An 18,354-nucleotide genomic window follows, 5' to 3' on the forward strand; every position below is an offset into this window, starting at 1 on the left:
ATGCGCGAAGGTACCCATCCGCTGCTCGCCGGCTGAGACAACAATTGCCGGCACCACTACGGGGGAATCATCAGGCGCTGTAGGGGTCGCGGAGTGGCTTGGCGATGATCGCGGCGCGGACGGAGCGTTCGGCATGGGCCGCGGAGCCAGTGGCGAGGTAGCGCTGGGTGCGGCCGTGGCCAGCCTCCTCAATCAGACCGGCTGCTTTGAGCCCCTGCAGGTCGCGGATCGCCTGGTCACGGGTCAGATCCTCGTCCCGCATGTAGGTGGCACGACGCACCCCCTCTGGACGGGTCGCCGCGTACAGGGCAGCTACGGTGCGCTCGGAGAGCCCGGCAGCCGCGGCCTGGTCCGCCAGAACCCGCCAGACTTCGGCCGCGATGTCGAGACGGCGCTGGACTACCTGCGCCTGCAGGTGGTGGGCGCGCAGGCAGAAGCGCAGCCAGCCGTGCGCGTCGCGCTCCGGCTGGAAGCTCCCACCCTGCGCCTCGCCAAGCGCCGCGTAATACATCGCGGTGTTGTGAGGGGACGATCCAAGCCATTCCTCGATGCTGGAGAACTCCGGCGCGATGATCAGCTGCCGGGCGAGCACCAGCGTGTGCAGGCAGCGGGCCATCCGCCCGTTCCCGTCCCGCCAGGGATGGATGCTGACAAGGTTCAGATGGGCCATTGCGGCCCGGACGACGACGGGGGCATCGAGGTCTCCGCCCTGGAGCCAGCCACACAGCTCGTCCATGAGGTCAGGTACCCGCTCGGCGTCCGGCCCGGTGTAGACCGGGGGATTGTCCGGCGCACCGGACACCCAGATCGGCCCAAGTCTGTACCGGCCAGGCGACCTTTCGAGATCATTACGAAGCATCATGAAGTGCAGTGCCGACAGGAGCATCGGGTGAAAGGCGAAGACCTCGAACCGGGCGGCCTGGAGCACATAAGTCAACGCGTCCGCGTAACCGGTGACCGCCGCGCGGGTCTGCGCGTCGTGTGCCGTCGGCATCTCCTCGCCGGCCACGACCGCCTCAGCGTCCGCCGCGTCGACGGTGTAGCCCTCGATCGTGTTCGACCCCCTGATGGCGCCCGCGATCAGGCTGCGCCGCAGCTGCCCCAGCCAACGGCGCGGCTCGGCGACCTGGTGGCGCAGCTCGCCGCGGAACCGTTCGAGGTCGACCAGCACCCGCTCATCGGCCGCGTCGACCTCTGGCACCCGAAACAGCATGCGACGATGCTACGCGCCTCGTAGCATCCGCCGCCAACGCCCCGCCGCATCGGCCTGACCCGCGCGCTCGACGTCGCGGACCACACCAACGGGAAGGTGTTCAGGCGACCCCGACGACCGCCGACAAGCCTGGCCGTCACCCGGGCGTCTGGAGGAGCGGCAGCAACTGGCTGCCCTGGCGTTCGATCTCCGGCAGGTACGGCGTGTCCGACAGGATGAAGTGGGTGATCCCCAGGTCGCCGTACCTGCGCAGGGACTTCGCGACATCCGCCGCCGAGCCCACCAGCCAGGTGGTGCCGGCGCCCTCTCCGCCGACCTTGCCCGGTGCGGTGTAGAGATTGTCGTCCAGGACCTCTCCGCGTGCCTGAAGGTCGAGCAGCCGCCGCTGGCCCACCGCGCCCGCGTGGCCGTCGCGGCCAGGACGCCCACGCTGGCGGGCCGCCAGCTCGGCGACCTTCGCTTCGGCGTCGGCCCAGGCCTGCTCCGTGGTGTCCCGGACGAAGGTCGTGATGCGCAGCCCGAACTCCAGCGGGGGATGCTCTCGGCCCAGCTTCTCGCCCAGCGCCCGCAGGCGCGCGACGCGCTCCTGGATGCCGTCCAGCGGCTCTCCCCAGAAGAGCTGGACATCCGCTTCGGTGGCCGAGACCCGCTCCGCCGCCTCCGAGGCCCCGCCGACATACAGCTTCGGGTGGGGGCGGCCCGGGCGGGCCGAGATCCTGGGAACCACGGTCGAGCCGGCCACCTGGAAGTAGTCGCCGTCGTAGGTGACCTTCCGTTCGGTCCACAGCCTGCGGACCAGTTGGATGAACTCCCTGGTCCGGGCGTAGCGCTCGGCCGGATCCGCCTCGCCGTCGCCATACGCCCGGAGGTCGTCCTGGCCGGAGACGATGTTCACCCGCACCCGCCCACCCGAGAGGTGGTCGAGGGTGGCCGCGGCGGAGGCGAAGTTCGCGGGCTTCCAGTAGCCGKGGCGGACGGCGATCAGCGGCTCGAAGCTGGTCGTCCTCGCCGCCAGGGCCGTCGCGACGGTGAAGGTGTCCGGCCGGCCCCAGCCGGTTCCGAGCAGGGCGCCCCGCCACCCGTGCCGCTCGAGCGCGAGGGCCTGAGCGGTCAGCGTGTCGAGACTGTTGTGACCTGTCACGGCGTCGTCGCCGCGGTGCCCGGGCTGGACCTCGTTGGGGATGTACCAGAGAAACTCCCACGTGGTCACCGCAGGCTCCTGCCCGGGACGGGCCCGCGACGGGCCAGTTCCACCAGGCACAACTCGCCGCGCCTCGTCATGTCTTCGGACCTGATCGCCCGCATGCGCCCGTCTCCTCCACCAGCGCTCCGCCGCCGAGGCTCGTCCGCCCTCCGCTGCGGCCTGGCCGCCGAACCCACGCCCGGATCGTCATGCTCCCGGGCAGTGCGGCGCGAGTCGGTCCGGTACTCACAGATCCTCGCGGAAGGCGGCCATCGCATGAGCGCCGGCCATCGCGCGGGCGCCGGCCATCGCGGAGGCCCGCGGCCGTGACTTCCCAATCCAACGGGCCGAAGGCGGCGGCGGGTGCGTCGCACCACACGGCGGCAGAAAATCGGAATCGCGCCCAAATCCGGCCGCRCCAAGAATGGCCCGACGGTGAAACCCGATCTCCTTACGGCGCGTTGCCGGCACTTTCACACGGTGCTACGCTGCGATTGCCTCACGCGACGAATCGTGCGCCCATTCATGGCGGCGCGCCGCGATCGCGTTTTTGGCAGCTTCCATCAGGCGCACCCTCGCTAAGGAGAAGTGCAGTGGCCACTATTTCCGCGCGTACCGCCGAGATGCAGGAATGCATTGACGCATGCATCGACGCCCGCTCGGCGTGTCGTAGCACCATGGATTACTGCATGCGCCAGGGCGGGGCGATGATGGACGCCGCGCTGATGCGGATGCTCTTGGACTGCAGCGACACCTGCGGGATGTGCGCCGACATGATCATGCGGGAGTCGGGCAGCATGAAGGACATGTGCCGCATGTGCGCGGACATGTGCACCCGGTGCGCCGACATGTGCGCGAAGATGCCCGAYGACCGCCAGATGGCGGCCTGTGCGGAGGCCTGCCGCCGCTCCGCGGCCGCATGCCGGCAGCTGGCGGCGGCCTAGTAGACGGCGCTCCCGCAGAAACGTTTGAGGCGGTGGCATCCAGTGGGTGCCACCGCCTTCGCGCTGCGCAAGCCGGAGCGCGGTGGACCGGAGCGCGGCCGATTGGCCGGCGCCGGAGTACTCGCCCTTCGGAATCCGCTACCGGTCCGCATCCCGGGCGGCCACGCGAAGCTACTTCACAATGTCGACGGTGTTAATGGAATTTCCCCTGGCGGCGGCGACCCATGCCGACGCGGACCACTGCACGGTGCTGGCAGGCTTGGGGGATGACCGAGCCCCGCGCCGCCCCGGGCGTCACCACCGCCTACGACGTCGCCGCGATCCGCGGTCACTTCCCGTCGCTCGCCGCCGGCGCCGCCCACTTCGACGGGCCCGGGGGCTCACAGACGCCCGACGTCGTGGCGCACGCGGTCTATGACACGCTCACCCGTCCGCTGGCCAACCGCGGCACCGTGACGCTCGGCGAACGCAACGCCGAGGAGGCCGTCGTCGCCTGCCGCGCCGCCGTCGCCGACCTCCTCGGTGTCGAGCCGAACGGCGTGATCTTCGGCCGCAGCATGACGCAGAACACGATGGACCTCGCCCGCACGATCGCGAAACGGTGGGGTCCGGCCGACGAGGTGGTTGTCACCCGGCTCGACCATGACAGCAACGTCCGGCCCTGGGTGATCGCCGCGCGGGCGGTTGGAGCGACGGTCCGTTTCGCCGACTTCGACCCCGAGACCGGCGAGCTCGCGCCGGACGACATCGAGCGCGTCCTCTCCCCCTCCACGCGACTGGTCGCGGTCACCGCGGCCTCCAACCTGATCGGCACCATGCCCGACATCGCCGCGATCAGCCAGGTGGTCCACTCCGTCGGGGCCTGGCTGCACGTCGACGGCGTGCACCACGCGGCGCACGCGGCAGTCGACGTCCCGGCCCTCGGCGCGGACTTCTACGCCTGCTCCCCCTACAAGTTCCTCGGCCCCCACTGCGGCGTCACCTACGGCAGGCCCGAGCTCCTCGAGCAGCTCTCCCCCGACAAGCTGCTGCCGGCGACCGACGCGGTCCCCGAACGGTTCGAGCTCGGCACCMTCCCCTACGAGCTGATGGCCGGCACGACCGCGGCCGTCGACTTCCTCGCCGGCCTGGCGCCCGAAGCCGTCGCCGCGGGCACGGGCACGGACCGGCGGGCGAGGCTCGTCGCGTCGATGGCGGCGCTGCAGGCCCACGAGGACGTCCTGCGCGAACGGATCGAGGCGGGGCTGCGCGAGTTGCCCGGGGCCACGCTCTGGTCACGAGCGGCGCGCCGCACGCCCACCCTCCTGACGACCCTCGAGGGCCACGACCCGCAGAGCATCAGGGCCTTCCTCGGCGAGCGCGGGGTCAACGCCCCCGCCGGCTCCTTCTACGCCTACGAGGCCTCCCATCGGCTCGGCCTCGGGGACACCGGCGGCCTGCGAGTAGGCCTGGCGCCGTACAACGACGACGGCGACGTCGACCGGCTGCTCTCGGGGCTGAGGGACTACTTCGACCGTTGAGCGGGTGTTTCACGATCCCTATGGCTATGGGCTATGGAGCTATGGCGTGGGTATGAGACCGCGCAGCGCCGGAGCAAGCTCGCGCCATTCGCGGTCCGGCAGCGCGGTCGGGTCCGCGGTGAGGACCTGGACACAGACGTGGTTCGCGCCCGCGTCGAGGTGTTGGCGTACCCGGTCACGAATCACCTCGACGTCGCCGTAGGCGACGATCGCGTCGACCAACCGACGGCTCGGCCCGTCGACGAGGTCATCGTCGCCGAAGCCCAGCCGCCGCATGCTCGCCTCCTGATGCGGCGCCATGGAGACGTAGCCGGCGACGTGCGCGGTCGCGACCTGACGGGCCCGGTCAGCGGCGGTGTCCAGGACGACGGCCTGCTCGACGCCCAGAAACGCCTCGGGGCCCATGAGTTCGCGCGCCCGCCGAGTGTGTTCGACGGGCACGAAGTACGGGTGCGCCCCCCATGTCCGTTCGGCCGCCAGCGACAGCATCTTCGGACCGAGCGCGGCCAGTACCCGGCGCACGGCCGGGCGCGGTGACGGGCTGTGGGCCGGTACGGCGTCCATGGCCGCGAGGTAGGCGCCCATGGTGGATACCGCCTTCCCCAACGCGGGCAGCGGATAGCCATCCAGCTTGTGGATGCTGTCGTCGACCCGGTGCCCGCCAAGGCCGAGAAGGTAGCGCCCTGGGAACGCCTCGCCCAGCGCGCGTGCCGCGGTCGCCAGGGCGATCGGATCGCGGAACGCGATGTTCGCGATGCCGGACGCGACGGCGATGCGCCGGGTGGCCGACAGCAGCAGCCACGCCTGGCCGACCGTGTCGCGACCGAACGCCTCTCCGTACCAGAGTGCGCCGTAGCCCAGCTCCTCGATCTGGGCGGCGGCCTCCCGCACACGGTTGGCGGGCTGGCCGTCGAGCGCGAACGTCCAGACGCCGACGTGGCCGAGCTCGTGTTCTGGGTCCGCTGTCACGGCGCTCCTTCAGTCCTCACGCGATCAGTCCCATCCGATCCGGACAGGGTGTCCGTTTCCGTTCGCTACGATACGGACACCCTGTCCGGATGTCTATACGGGTGGGCGGAGAGGAGGGAGGGATGGCGATGGGTGGACGAGGCCCTATGGAACGCGTCCAGCGCACCGATGCCCGGCGTAACCGGGAACGCCTGGTCGCGGCCGCGCGCGAGGCCTTCGACGAGGCTGGACCCGACGCGTCCCTCGTCGAGATCGCCCGCCGGTCAGGGGTCGGGCAGGGAACCCTCTACCGGCACTTTCCGACGCGGGCCGCGCTGTTGAGTGCCGTACTCGCGGACCGAATCGAGACGCTGTGCCGACAGGCGGCCGAGCTGTCTGCCACCCGCTCCGCCGACGACGCACTGGCGACCTGGCTACACCTGTTCCTCGTCCACGCCCGCGTCAACCAGGGTCTCGCCGGCGCGTTCATGGCCGAGGGACCCGAGACAGTCCCCGTCGACTGCCATCAGGCCATCACGCGCGCCGCGGCCGATCTCCTCGGCCGCGCCCAGCGGACGGGCACCATACGGCCCGATCTGAGCCCCGACGACCTCGTCCAGCTCGTCGTCGGCATCGCGCTGGCGACCGCCCGCACCGGCGACGCCGACCAGGCCGACCGCCTGCTCGCGCTGGCCCTCGACGCCGTCAGATCTCGCCGTCTTCCATCAGGTACATCCTGAAGTCCGCGAAAATCCGGTCCCGCAAGGGGATGATGTCCAGGTATTCCGGCTCGAAGAACAGCCTTTCAGCCAGCTCCTCCGCCGGGAAGTCGATCACCATGACCAGGTCGGGAGCATGGGAGCCGTAGAGCGCCCTCTTGACGAGCTGGCGGCGGATGACCGTCCCCTGGTTCTTGTCGAGATACGCGCGCACGGTCCTCGAGTACTCCGCGAAGTGCGCCTCGTATCCCTCCCGGAAAGAGCCCTCCACCACGATCGTCGCCTTGCTCAACTCGATTCCTCCGGGGTGAGGCCCACGCGCTGGACTTGGCTGGCCGGCGACGTCGCGGCGAGCCCCTTCGCGGTCGCGTTCGCGTACAGCCGCAGGACGACGAATGCGACGCACGCGCCGCAGGTCCCGAGGGTCATGTCGCCCAGGGTGTCCTCGTAGGCGGTGGCCAGTTCGGTGCCGTGCCGGATGAACGTCCACCATTCGCCGATCTCCCAGGCCAGGGCGAGCAGTGCCCCGCCCCCGACCACCGCGACCCCGCTCACCCAGACCGGCCGCACCGACCAGACGCCGAGTACCAGGCCGAGCCCCAGGCAGACCAGGAACCAGTTCACGAAGTGGTTGGCGTCGTCCCACCACACCACGGTGTCGTAGAGATTCAGCGTGTTGCCGCTGACATCGACGAGGAAGGGTGCCATCACCAGGGCGAATCCCGTCCAGGGCGGATCGTGCGGCGCGGGTCGCCGTCGTTGCGTCAGCCACCACACGGTCGGCACCAGCAGCATCAGGATCGGGTAGAACACCAACCTGGCGCCGAACCCCTTGCCCTCGAACTGTGGCAGGCCGGTCGCCACGCTGGCGATCGCGAGCTGAATGACCGTCGCGGCCAGGACGAGCAGCGAGGCGGCTTTCGCCGACGGACGACGCATACCGGGATCCTCGCCACCACATGCGCGGACGACCCGTCGCTGTAGCGAGCCCGACACCGACTGTCGGTGGTTCGGGCGGCGGCGCCCTCGACCGATCACCGCCGTCGGCGGGTGGGCGTCATGTCTCCGCCGCGTCGGCGTGCGACCCGTCCCGGGGCGGGTGAACGTGCCGCAGGGCGTGGGTCATCCGGTCGACGAGGAGCGCCTCCCCGTCGACCATCGACGGCGCGAGGTGGCTGTTGATCTCGAGTGACACCAGGCCGTGCAGGGTGCCGAACAGGCCCAGCAGGCGGTGCTGGTCGTCGGTGGGCAGCGTGGCGAACTCCGCCAGCCGGTCGCCGCGTCCCTCCGCCTCCCCGACCGCCAGCAGGAACGGCCGATAGACCGTCTGTTCTGCGGTCACGGTGGGTCCGTCCGCCGGGGCCGCGTATCCGGGCAGCTGGTCGGTCCAGATCAGGTTGAACTGCCGGGGGTTGGCGACAGCCCAGGCTCGGTATGCCCGGACGCAGGCGAGGAGCCGGTCGACGGACTCGGCGCCCGCGCTGTCGTCGAACGCCTGGCGGACAGCGTCGGCGAGACTCCGGAAGCTCTCCGTGATCAACGCGGTGAACAGGTCGTCGAGGCTGCCGAAGTAGGTGTAGAGCGAGGCCGGGTTCATGCCGACCTCGCGGGCGACACCCCGCCACGACACGTTGCCTGGACCGCCTTCGTCGAGCTGACGGCGGGCGACGGCGGTGATCTCCGCGACGAGCTCCCGGCGCTGCCGGTCGCGTCGGGACTCCGTGGAGGTGCTCACGCCGTCGAGCCTAGTCGAACAAGCTTGATCTTTCGAACGCCATTGACTCGCCAAACAATGTTTGGCTACTGTCTCCATACAGTGTTCGAACTTCGAATGGTGATTGGAGATGGTGAAGAGGTGCACCTCCTCGACGCCTCCGTCGTCCTGGGCGCGGGCCCCGTCGGCCGGTCGGTCGCGGCCGCGCTCGTGGCCCGCGGGATCCGTCCGCGCGTCGTCACCAGATCGGGGACCACGATCGACGGGACCCAGCCCTGCCAGGCCGACGTGGCCGACCCCGACGGTGYTCGCGGCGCGGTCGGCCGCGCCACCGTGGTCTTCCAGTGCGCCCAACCGGCATACCACCGGTGGGGGAAGGACTTCCCGGCCATCCAGCGATCCGTCGTCCAGGCCTGCGAGGCGAGTGGCGCGGTACTCGTGGCGATCGAGAACCTCTACGGGTACGGGCCGGTGTCCGTACCCATGACCGAGGACCTTCCGATGAGACCGACCACCCGGAAGGGCGCGGTGCGCGCCGCCATGTGGGCCGAGCTGCTCGACGCTCACCGGTCCGGCCGGGTCCGCGTCGCGGCGGTTCGGGCCAGCGACTTCTTCGGCGCCGGGGTGCGCGACTCGGCGTTCGGCGAACGGTTCTTCGCCCCGCTCGTCTCCGGTGGGAAAGCCCAGATCCTTGGCTCACCGCGGGCACGGCACGCGATCACCTATGTGCCCGACCTCGCCGAGGCGGCGGTACGCGTGGCCGAGGATCCCGCGGCCTGGGGGCGAGCATGGCATGCGCCGACCGCCCCGGCGATCAGTCAGCTCGCCCTCGTCGAGGCCACCGCGCGCGCCGCAGGTGTGGCGCCCGCCTTCGTCGCGGTGAAGCCGTGGCAGTTGCGCCTCGTCGGTGCCGTCAACCCAGGCGCTCGGGAGACGGTGGAGATGCTCTACGAGTTCGACCGCGACTTCGTCGTGGACTCGTCGGCCTTCGAGACCCGCTTCGGCCAGCGGCCGACGCCGCTGGACCGCGCTCTCGCCGAGACGGCCGCGTGGTACCAGCGGGCGGAGACCTGAAACAGGCTGGGTACGCGTCACCGGCGCGCTGGTGCTCGTCCCGCTCATCGCGCCAAGAAGCGCGCCGAGCCCTGGCCAGGTGAACATCACTTTTGGTGACGGTTCGGTCCGGATTGAGGTACGACCCGCGGGGCCCCACTGGCCGAGTTTGACTCCTTACCACTGGTTCCCGTTCCTGTTTCCGTAACCAGCCCGGCCGTCGGTCTCGCCATTGCGGTGAGGCGGCGGCTGACCAGGCAGTGCGGCTGGCGGTCCGAAGAACTGTCCTTGTCCGAAGCGGCAACCATGGCGGGCCAATGTGCGTGCCTGCTCTCGGTTCTGGACGCCGGYGGCAACGACCGTGAGACCGAGGTCCTTGGCGAGGGTGAGCAGTGCGTGGCGGAGCAGGTCGGCCCGGTTGGCGCTGCCTGTTAGGCCGCCGGCGAAGGAGCTGTCGAACATAAGTATCTGGATCGGCAGCTCGTCGAGCGCCAGAAAGGTGTTCTGGTTCCTGGCGATGCCGTTCAGCGCGAGGCGCAGGCCACGGGCGACGCATGTCCGCAGGCTGCGCGCGACCTCCTCGTCGAGGCACTCCATGTCCAAAACCTTGAGGACCAAGGCCTGGGCGGGGAGGCGGGAGGCCGCCAGCGCCGCCTCGACGTCAAGCAGTAAGTCACCAGGCGGCCTCGCCGCCGAAACGCTGACGCAGACGGTGACATTCTKACCTGTCTGCCTCCGGTAGTGGCCGATATCATGGCACGCGCGGCCGATGATCAACCGTTCGAGCTGTGCTCTTAGCCCCTCCCCGCTCGCGACCGCGACCATCTGCTCTGCCGTGAGCGACCCGAACGTCGGATGGTGCCAGCACGTTGAAGCCTGGAACGCGACCGTGTGATGGTGGATCAGATCGACGATCGGCTGATAGAGGACATCGATGACGCCGCCGGCGGGATCGCCCCGCAGCAACTGGCACAGCGCGAGTTGCGCCGTCGGCGACCGGCCGTGAGCGAAGATGTCAGGATCGTAGACGACCAGACTGTTTTTCCCCCGCTGCTTGGCCGCGTACATGGCGAGATCTGCCTGCTGGACCAGGTCCTCGGCACTGATCGGGGATCCCGGCACAGCGACTGTCAGGCCAAGGCTCACGTGAATGGCGCATGGCTGCCCGGCAAGAAAGCACGGTGCCCGGACCACCGCGCCCACCCTCTTGCCGACCGCCTCGGCGTCCGCGGCATCGTCCGCCAAAAGCACCGCGAACTCGTCGCCACCGAGACGGGCGACCGTGTCCGAGGGCGGTACGCAACCAAGCAGCCGCCGAGCAGTTATCCTCAGCAATTCGTCCCCGGCCGGATGGCCCAAGGTGTCGTTGACAATCTTGAAGTCATCGAGATCACAGAAGAGCAGAGCCAGCCGGCCGCGGGCTCGCCGAGCGACCGCGGCTTCCACCCGGTCACCGAACAGCACGCGGTTCGCCAGCCCGGTCAGCGGGTCATGGAGCGCCTGGTGGCGCAGCTGGCGACGGCTCTGCTGAACCCTGTCCAGCAGCTTCTGGTTGTCCGCCAAAGTCAGCATCTGCCGGATCAGCACCAGCAAAACGAGCGCGAAGATGCCGTATATTTCGATCGGTTCGACCCGCACCTCGGTTGACATCTGAAGGCCCGCCAGCACGCCCAGCGCGGACAGTGGAATGTACGGGAGGAATATCCTCACCCAGCCTATGCCGGGTCCGGCCCGCCAGCCAGTCCACCGGACGTGCCACGAGGCCCTGCCGTCAGAAGCGGATTCGAGGCTTAGGGGGGAAGCGGCAACTACAGAGCCAGTCGATGACCGTGGTGGCGTGATGCAGGCAAGCCCGATCATCACAGTGCCAATGACGTTAGCGGCTTCGAGTTGCAGGGGCTCCGGTCGGCCGATCGCGACGAAGTAGAGCGACACGTGCAGAAGTACGGTGATGGAGGCCAGCCCACCACCGAGCAATGCGAAGGACTTCTTCTGGCGGGGGCGCCGGAACGCCGCCACGAGCAGCACGGTGATCAGTAGCAGGAGACATCCGAGGCCGAACGCCAACAATATCGCGAGACTGGCTGGTGCGGGTGCTCGCGCACGCATCAGAGGCCGGAGGATGACCACCCAGCCGAGCAGGCTCAGCGAGCTGACGAGGAGCACCGCGTCCATGACGGTGACAGTCCGCCAATGGGTGCCGCCCTGACCGGCTCCGCGCACCGGCTCGTCCTCTGGGCTGAGTGGGTCGGTGGGAAAAGCCAGCAGCGCGACAACGGATGCTGGAATGAACGCCAGATACGCCGGCTCCGTCCCCGACAAGGGTGGCACCGGCTCCTGGCCCGAGAACAACGCCCTGACGGAAGTGATGACCAGGCCGGCTGCCACCGCGATCCATCCGGCGAGCAGGAGCAGTCGCCAACGTCGCTCGCCGCCCTTCGCTCGCCGTGCCGACCACAGCTCGCATCCACCCTGGAACGCAATAGCGGCCATGCCGCAGGCGCGGACTACCAGATCAGCGGCGCGCGGGGGAAGGATGAAGGAAGCGAGCATGACTGTGGGCGCGACTGCCGCCCACACATAGACTATTCGGCGGAAAACGGTCGCGCCGCAGTTCGGTGCGTCGCACTCCGTCGCAGCTGCTCCAGTGATCTCCGCGCGCGACATCGCCCTCTCCGCCTGGGATCATTTCCGCCCACGCCAGCCTGGATCGTCCTGCCAGCCGGAATGGATCGCCGCGACGAACCTCCTCCGACTCGTCCAACCGAAAGCGACGTCATATATACCCAGAGTGATGGCACGCACATTAGTACGGGTGGACGAAGACCGCCAACGAGCCGAGGAGGCCCGATACGCTCTCCGCGCGTTCCTCGCCCCAATCTCAGCGCCGATCAGACCGAAACGGCCTGGCGATCAGGAGGTTGAGCATCGGCTACGGCATCACGCTCACCGCGATGGTCGATCAGGACCGCCTCGTCGTCGAACGGCGGACACCGGCGGCGGCAAGGTGGTACCGCCTGGCGGACGAGTTCGGCGAGCACGGCGCACGAGTGCTCGCCGGCGCGGCCGACCACGTGACGCTCAACGCATCGACCGCTGGATTGGCGGAGCGCACCTACCAGGCCGGCGCGTGCCGTGGCGCTGAGCCGACGGCACCGAAACCACCGTCCTCGCCGCCGAGGACACACAGCCACCCCACGCCACCCCTTGACCAGTCCGCTCGTCGTCCCCGTGCGGGCCCTGATCGACGGCCCTCGCCCACTCCCCTGACGCGGTCCACGCCTGCGCGACAGGCCAAAGGCCACCTCACGGGCTGGCACAGCCGGGACCTACGGCATCAGGCTGGCGGCGATGGTGGCGCCGAGTTCCCAGCAGGCCTCGCGGGCCGCGGTGTCCGGGGTGCCAATCACGGTGACCGGATCGCGCAGGCGCTTCCAGCGCAGACCGGTCGCGATCGACTCAACCGAACGCACCGCGCCCGTCGTGTCGCTGCCGCCGTGGACGTACAACGCGTACGGCCGCCCGACCGTCGCTTCCAAGACCGGGTAGTACACGGTGTCGAAGAAGTGCTTGAGCGCGCCGCTCATGTAACCGATGTTGGCGGGAGTGCCGAGCAGGTAAGCGTCGGCGGCGAGCACGTCGACGGCGGTCGCGGCCAGCGCCGGCCGCACGACGATATCCACACCTTCAATGGCGTCGTCCCGGGCGCCTGACAGCACCGCCTCGAGCATGGCTTGCATCGTCGGGGACGGGGTGTGATGAACGACGAGCAGCGTTGGCACCAGGGTCATTTTACGGCGCCGCTATCGTCTCCCCTCGCGGCGACACCGGCCGGCCGGTCCTGCCCGGTGCCAGTCGCGCTCCTTCCGTACAACGTGGTGGTCCAGGCGTTGATCAGCGTGGCGATCAGGACGTCCGGGTCGTCGAACGGCGCGACGCCGGCGGCGGCGAGGTAGTACAGCCGTTCACCGAGCCAGGTGAGGCCCGCGGCGGTGGCGCGGATGTCCGCGCCACCGAGGTGCCGGAGCGCCGCGGGATCCGCCTCGATCCGGGTGACGGTGGCCTCGGTGAAGGTGTTCATCTGATCGAGCCACAGGACCCGCAGCTCGTCGTCGGAACCCCAGCTGTCGACGATCGCCATCAGCACGCCGGCGTTCTCCCGCCACAGCCGGGCACCGTCGGTGATGCCGAGGCGTAGCCCCTCCATCGGGTCCGAAAGCCCGTCCGCATCGGGGTCCGTCCAGGGGTGTGCCGCCTCGTGCCCCCGGCGGACCGCCTGACGGACCAGCTCGGCGAGCACTGCCTGTTTGCTGGCGAAATAGAAGTAGAAACTGGCCTTCGACACGCCCGCGGCACGAACGATGTCGGCGACGCTCACCGCGTCGAACCTGCGGTGCGCGAGCAGCCCCTCCAGCGCGGCGAGCAGACGGGACCTCAGCTCCGCGGGCGGCGGGTCGCCCACCGCGCGCCGCGCCGATGCCGCAGCGTGGGATCGCGTCATCCCCTCACCGTAGGACACCTGGTCCGGGTTACTGGTTCGGGGACCAAATGTCTGCCCGCGCCAGACGGAAGAGACCGATCTCGCCGACCAGACGGGTAGTCCAGACGGGGTGTATTGTCCCGGCATGACCACCATCGCGATACATCTTGTGGTGACTGATACCGACACCGACGCGGCGTGGTACATCCAGGTGCTGGGCGCGCACGAGGTCAGGCGGCTGGCATTGCCCGACGGGCGAGCCCTCATCGTCGAGCTGCGGCTTGGCGACACCACGCTCGCGGTCGCCGAGGAGATGCCCGAGGCCGGCATCCGCACGCCGAAGAGCCTCGGGGGCACTCCCGCGGCGCTGCACCTCACCGTCCCCGACGTCGACGTGGCCTTTCAGCGCGCCGTCGAGGCKGGAGCGACGGCCTTCGAACCGGTGCACGACGCCATCTGGGGCGATCGCACCGGGCAGTTCCTCGATCCCTCCGGTCACCGCTGGGCGCTCGACACGCACCTCCGGGACGTACCCGACGACGAGATCGCGCGCGAGCTCGCCCGGGTGATCGCCGGGTCCGCCGCGTCATGAGGTACAGGACGCTGGGCACCAGCGGGCTTCGGGTCTCGGACCTCATCCTCGGCGCGATGACCTTCGGCGAGCAGGGCGGGGTCGGCGCCCCGCCGGAAGAGTGCCGCCGCATCCTCGACCTGTACGCCGACGCCGGCGGCAACACGATCGACACGGCGATCAACTATCGCGACGGCGCCAGCGAGGAGATCCTCGGCGCGCTGCTCACCGGCCGCCGCGAGTCCTTCGTGCTGGGCACCAAGTACACCGTTTCCCGCGACCGCGCCGACCCCAACGCGGCGGGCAACGCCCGCAAGAACCTGCGCGCGTCCCTCGAGATCAGCCTGCGGCGGTTGCGCACCGACTACATCGACATCTACTGGGTCCACATGTGGGACCGGTCCACGCCGATCGAGGAGACGATGCGCGCCCTCGATGACGCGGTACGCGCAGGCAAGATCCTCTACATCGGCATCTCCGACACCCCCGCCTGGGTCGTCGCCCGCGCCAACACCATCGCCGACTGGCGCGGCTGGAGCCAGTTCGTGGGTCTACAGGTGCCGTACAGCCTGCTCAACCGCGACATCGAGCGGGAGCTGCTGCCCATGGCGGAATCCCTCGGCCTTGGAGTGACCGTCTGGAGCCCGCTGGGCGGGGGCGTCCTGTCCGGGAAGTACACCCCACCGCCCAGCACACCACTGCCCGGCCCGCCGCCGTCCGGCCCCCCGCCGACCGAGAGCGGCGCGGACCAGGCGAGCGACCTGACCCGGACGCGGCTGAGCGCCGAGTCGCTGACCGATCGGGACCTCGCCGTCGCGAGATCCGTGCGCGCGATCGCCGACGAACTCGGCGTCACCCCATCGCAGGTCGCGATCGCCTGGACGAGAAGCCGCTCGGTGGCGATCCTTCCCATTCTGGGCGCGCGGCGGGTCGATCAACTACGCGACAATCTCGGCGCCCTCGACGTCACGCTGTCACCCGACCTCGTCGACCGGCTCGATGACGCCACCGGCTTCTCGCCAGGCTTCCCGACCGACTTCATCGACCAGAACTCCCCCTGGGTCTTCGGCGCCGCCGACACCCGCTCATGATCCAGCCCTGGGCGTGACTCGACGCGGGCCGGTAGGAGCCAGGCGCTTGTGGCTCAGCCGTGCATCGGTGAGACGGGAGCCGCGGCGACCGCGCGCACGTCGGCGAGGGCGACGGGGTCCAGGACGCGTTCGGCGATCTGGAGGAGCCCCGCGACGACGGGCGGGGGCGCGGTGGCGGCGAGGCGGGCGACCAGGGCGTGCCGGGTGGGCCGGTCCAGGGCGGGGAGCATGTACCGCAGGGTCGTGGCCATGACATCCGGGGTGGTGTCGGCCATGAAGCGGGCGCGGGTCAGGGCGATCTCCTCGTCGCTGCACAGTTCCCAGACCCGCGTCATGACGACGGTCTCCTCGCCGTGCAGGTGGGGGAGGTAGCTGGCGACGAAACGGGTCAGGTCCCGGTAGAGGCCGAGCCCGGCCGAAGGGTCGGGGGCGGCGATCACGGCGATGAACCTGTCGTCGAGGTGGTCGAGCAGGTCGTCGAGGTCGCGGTGCTGCTCGCCGGCCGGTTCGGTGGTCTCCGGGTCGACGCCGTCGAGGATGCGCAGGATGTGGCGGTCCTCGTGCTCGGTGTGGGCGCGCAGCAGGTCGAGCAGGGGCCACCACCTCTCGCCGAGGGCCGCCACCTCGGCGGGGTCCGCCCAGTCGGTGCGGCCAGCCTGGATGGTGAGCTCGAACAGTCCCAGGCGCAGGGCCTTGTGAATGTGGGTGAACAGGTCGTCGCGGACGAGGGTGTCAGCAGTCATGGCCTCGAAGGTAGGAATCGCCGTGCCGCCCGCCTATCCCAGATTTCAGGGGTTGGCCCGGCCGGTCGGCGTGGTCATCCTGGAATTCGTGAACCTGTGCGAGCGTGTCCGGGCGCTGGCGGCCGAGGGCGGCGACCTCACCGCCGTGCGCGGCCGCCTGGACCGCCTCCTACGCACGAGCGTCCCGTACGACATCGCCGCGATCTCGACCGTGGACCCGGCCACCATGCTGTGGACGAGCTGTTTCCTCAGCGGGCAGCCAGCGGGCGACGAACGAGACCGGGAGAATGTCCTCTACGAGCTGGAGTTCACCGGCACCGACCTCAACGGCTACCGCGACCTGGCGAACGACGGCCGCCTCGTCGGCCGGCTACACCAGACGACCGGCGGGGACCTGACCAGGGCGAAACGCTGGGAATCGCTCCTGTCACCGCTGTCCTGCGTCGACGAGATGCGGGTGATCCTGCGGTCGGGCACCATGACCTGGGGAACGCTGACGCTTTACCGCACGGGCAGCAGCCGGCCGTTCAGCGACCGGGACGAGGCGACCATCCGCGCCGCGCTGACCGCCATCGCCGACCTGTTCCGCCTCACCATGCTCCGCGCCGCACTCGCCTCGCCGGGAGGCCTCGAACGGCCGCCGGGCCTGCTGCTCGTCACCGCCCGCGGCGAGATCGAGTCGGTCACCGACGACGGCCGCGCCTGGCTCGCCGCGCTGGACGACCGGGGCCGGCTGCCCAGCGTCGTGCGGTCCATCGCCGTCGCCGCCGCCACCGGCAACGGCCTCGCCCGCGCCGCGCTACCGGCCCGCGACTGCCGCTGGGTCGTGCTGCACGGCTCGCCGATGCCCGGCGGCGACTCGCCCATGATCGCCATCATCATCGAGGGCGCCCGCCCGGTCGTCGTCAGCGAGGTGATCGCCGGCGCCTACGGCCTCACGCCGCGCGAACGCGAGGTCATCGGGCTCGCCGCCCAGGGCAGATCCACCCGGCAGCTGGCCACCGCGCTAGGTATCTCCCCCTTCACCGCGCAGGACCACCTCAAGGCGGTGTTCGCCAAGACCGGCGTGCGCACCCGTGCCGAACTGGTCGCCACGCTCTACGTCCAGCAGTACGAGCCCCGCCGCGCCAGCGCCAGCCAGCCCAGCCCCTACGGCTGGTACCTCGACGACCAGGTCCCCGCCTGAGGCAGGCCGACTGGCGTGGGCTGGCTGAACGTGGGCTGGCTCAGGCGGGTTCTGGCCGCCGCCCCGAGGCGCCTTTCCTTCCGCCCTCGCTGCCCCGTACCGATCGATCGTCGCCGTCGGCGACCTATCTCGTGCGGACCGCCACCGCGCCTGGATACCCTGGAAGACGGCCGTCGCGCTGGCGGCCCTGGACGCCGGGCCGACGCCTGCCGCCCAGCTCGAGGTGAGGAGCGCACACAGATGCTGCGTGTTGGCGACACCGCGCCGGACTTCGAACTACCGGACGAGACCAACACCCCTCGCAGGCTTTCCGCTCTCCTGGCGGATGGTCCGGTCGTGCTGTTCTTCTACCCGGCGGCGATGACCAAGGGCTGCACCGCGGAGAGCTGCCATTTCCGGGACCTCGCGGCGGAGTTCGCCAAGGTCGGCGCCCAGCGGATCGGTATCAGCACCGACACCGTGGCCAAGCAGAAGGAGTTCTCCGACAAGCACTCCTTCGACTATCCGCTGCTGTCGGACGCCGACGGCACGGTGTCGCGGGCGTTTGGCGTGAAGCGGCCGCTCGACCTGCTGCGAGTCAAGCGCGCCACCTTCGTGATCGGTACGGACCAGGTCATCATCGAGGCCATCGTCAGTGAGCTGAACATGAACATGCACGCCGACAAGGCCTTGGCCGCGCTGGGCGGCTAGGACGACCGGCACGGTCTGTAGCCGGACGCACGGGCGGCAGAGCCGACAGACAAGGGCGAGATGGCGGCCGTCGTCACGAGCGAAGGCCCTGGCCCCACAGGGCATTCCAGTGACAAGCCGGCCACTCTCGGTGGGCCTGTTCCACGTGCGGACAGCGCAGGAGTTGACATATCGATGGCCGCGAGCCCGTTCCAGCCAGTTCGGACCTGGCGCTCCGCCGCTGCCGCCGCGCCCCTGGCCGCGGCCATCGCCCTCGCCATGGTTCTCTGCCTGGCCGCTGCCGGATGTTCTTCTGATGG

18 protein-coding genes are annotated in these 18,354 nt (G+C 69.9%); 8 read left to right on the forward strand and 10 right to left on the reverse strand.

The window, feature by feature from the left end; all coding sequences use genetic code 11:
- Positions 1-70 precede the first annotated feature (70 nt).
- The gene (locus BCD49_RS05285; protein WP_007509340.1) at positions 71-1,213 is read right to left on the reverse strand and encodes a Fic family protein; all 1,143 of its coding nucleotides are present in this window, start codon (positions 1,211-1,213) and stop codon (positions 71-73) included.
- A 136-nt stretch (positions 1,214-1,349) separates the two neighbouring features.
- On the reverse strand, positions 1,350-2,423 hold the full coding sequence (locus tag BCD49_RS05290; RefSeq protein ID WP_071041229.1) for an LLM class flavin-dependent oxidoreductase: 1,074 nt from the start codon (positions 2,421-2,423) through the stop codon (positions 1,350-1,352).
- Between the two features lie 566 nt (positions 2,424-2,989).
- Between BCD49_RS05290 and BCD49_RS05295 the strand changes: the two genes are divergently transcribed.
- Both BCD49_RS05295 and BCD49_RS05300 read left to right on the forward strand, forming a co-directional pair.
- Positions 2,990-3,340, forward strand: a complete 351-nt coding sequence (locus BCD49_RS05295) for a four-helix bundle copper-binding protein (protein ID WP_007509335.1) — start codon at positions 2,990-2,992, stop codon at positions 3,338-3,340.
- Positions 3,341-3,606: 266 nt separating this feature from the next.
- On the forward strand, positions 3,607-4,860 hold the full coding sequence (locus BCD49_RS05300; RefSeq protein WP_071041230.1) for a cysteine desulfurase-like protein: 1,254 nt from the start codon (positions 3,607-3,609) through the stop codon (positions 4,858-4,860).
- A 39-nt stretch (positions 4,861-4,899) separates the two neighbouring features.
- On the opposite strand, the gene BCD49_RS05305 is transcribed toward BCD49_RS05300, so the two are convergent.
- A complete protein-coding gene (locus BCD49_RS05305) occupies positions 4,900-5,829 on the reverse strand; it encodes a TIGR03620 family F420-dependent LLM class oxidoreductase (protein WP_007509332.1) in 930 nt (309 codons plus the stop codon).
- A 128-nt stretch (positions 5,830-5,957) separates the two neighbouring features.
- Here BCD49_RS05305 and BCD49_RS05310 point away from each other — a divergent pair, with 128 nt between their 5' ends.
- The gene (locus BCD49_RS05310) at positions 5,958-6,548 is read left to right on the forward strand and encodes a TetR/AcrR family transcriptional regulator (RefSeq protein WP_106410532.1); all 591 of its coding nucleotides are present in this window, start codon (positions 5,958-5,960) and stop codon (positions 6,546-6,548) included.
- On the opposite strand, the gene BCD49_RS43410 is transcribed toward BCD49_RS05310, so the two are convergent.
- From BCD49_RS43410 to BCD49_RS05325, 3 genes are all read right to left on the reverse strand, one after another.
- Positions 6,514-6,819: a DUF1330 domain-containing protein gene (locus tag BCD49_RS43410; protein ID WP_007509328.1), complete on the reverse strand. Its 306-nt coding sequence runs from the start codon at positions 6,817-6,819 to the stop codon at positions 6,514-6,516. The genes BCD49_RS05310 and BCD49_RS43410 overlap by 35 nt on opposite strands.
- The gene (locus BCD49_RS05320) at positions 6,816-7,466 is read right to left on the reverse strand and encodes a hypothetical protein (RefSeq protein WP_007509326.1); all 651 of its coding nucleotides are present in this window, start codon (positions 7,464-7,466) and stop codon (positions 6,816-6,818) included. Before BCD49_RS05320 ends, BCD49_RS43410 begins: the two co-directional genes overlap by 4 nt.
- A gap of 118 nt (positions 7,467-7,584) precedes the next feature.
- Positions 7,585-8,262 (reverse strand): TetR/AcrR family transcriptional regulator, encoded by a 678-nt coding sequence (locus BCD49_RS05325; RefSeq protein ID WP_007509324.1) that lies wholly within the window; start codon positions 8,260-8,262, stop codon positions 7,585-7,587.
- A 120-nt stretch (positions 8,263-8,382) separates the two neighbouring features.
- Here BCD49_RS05325 and BCD49_RS05330 point away from each other — a divergent pair, with 120 nt between their 5' ends.
- On the forward strand, positions 8,383-9,315 hold the full coding sequence (locus tag BCD49_RS05330) for an NAD-dependent epimerase/dehydratase family protein (protein ID WP_241832262.1): 933 nt from the start codon (positions 8,383-8,385) through the stop codon (positions 9,313-9,315).
- Between the two features lie 156 nt (positions 9,316-9,471).
- Here the strand turns inward: BCD49_RS05330 and BCD49_RS05335 are convergent, their stop codons facing one another.
- The 3 genes from BCD49_RS05335 to BCD49_RS45810 form a co-directional block, all read right to left on the reverse strand.
- Positions 9,472-11,961, reverse strand: coding sequence for a diguanylate cyclase domain-containing protein (locus tag BCD49_RS05335; RefSeq protein ID WP_083401269.1), 2,490 nt, complete (start codon positions 11,959-11,961; stop codon positions 9,472-9,474).
- Positions 11,962-12,623: 662 nt separating this feature from the next.
- Positions 12,624-13,085 (reverse strand): flavodoxin family protein, encoded by a 462-nt coding sequence (locus BCD49_RS05340; RefSeq protein ID WP_007509319.1) that lies wholly within the window; start codon positions 13,083-13,085, stop codon positions 12,624-12,626.
- Complete coding sequence (locus BCD49_RS45810) at positions 13,082-13,795, reverse strand: TetR/AcrR family transcriptional regulator (RefSeq protein ID WP_106410280.1); 714 nt, start codon at positions 13,793-13,795, stop codon at positions 13,082-13,084. The genes BCD49_RS05340 and BCD49_RS45810 overlap by 4 nt, the downstream gene beginning before the upstream one ends.
- 151 nt (positions 13,796-13,946) lie before the next feature.
- Here BCD49_RS45810 and BCD49_RS05350 point away from each other — a divergent pair, with 151 nt between their 5' ends.
- Positions 13,947-14,366 carry a VOC family protein gene (locus BCD49_RS05350; RefSeq protein ID WP_198939423.1) on the forward strand — a complete coding sequence of 140 codons (420 nt, stop codon included), beginning with the start codon at positions 13,947-13,949 and terminating at the stop codon, positions 14,364-14,366.
- Complete coding sequence (locus BCD49_RS05355) at positions 14,363-15,436, forward strand: aldo/keto reductase (RefSeq protein WP_007509314.1); 1,074 nt, start codon at positions 14,363-14,365, stop codon at positions 15,434-15,436. The genes BCD49_RS05350 and BCD49_RS05355 overlap by 4 nt, the downstream gene beginning before the upstream one ends.
- A 53-nt stretch (positions 15,437-15,489) precedes the next feature.
- Here the strand turns inward: BCD49_RS05355 and BCD49_RS05360 are convergent, their stop codons facing one another.
- A complete protein-coding gene (locus tag BCD49_RS05360) occupies positions 15,490-16,179 on the reverse strand; it encodes a hemerythrin domain-containing protein (protein WP_007509312.1) in 690 nt (229 codons plus the stop codon).
- Between BCD49_RS05360 and BCD49_RS05365 the strand changes: the two genes are divergently transcribed.
- Entirely contained in the window at positions 16,178-17,365 is a 1,188-nt protein-coding gene (locus BCD49_RS05365; RefSeq protein ID WP_035925252.1) for a helix-turn-helix transcriptional regulator, read from the forward strand. The genes BCD49_RS05360 and BCD49_RS05365 overlap by 2 nt on opposite strands.
- A gap of 240 nt (positions 17,366-17,605) precedes the next feature.
- Positions 17,606-18,055 (forward strand): peroxiredoxin, encoded by a 450-nt coding sequence (locus tag BCD49_RS05370; protein ID WP_007509309.1) that lies wholly within the window; start codon positions 17,606-17,608, stop codon positions 18,053-18,055.
- Positions 18,056-18,354: the final 299 nt, after the last annotated feature.

It is taken from the genome of Pseudofrankia sp. EUN1h, assembly GCF_001854645.1.
Lineage (GTDB): Bacteria > Actinomycetota > Actinomycetes > Frankiales > Frankiaceae > Pseudofrankia > Pseudofrankia saprophytica.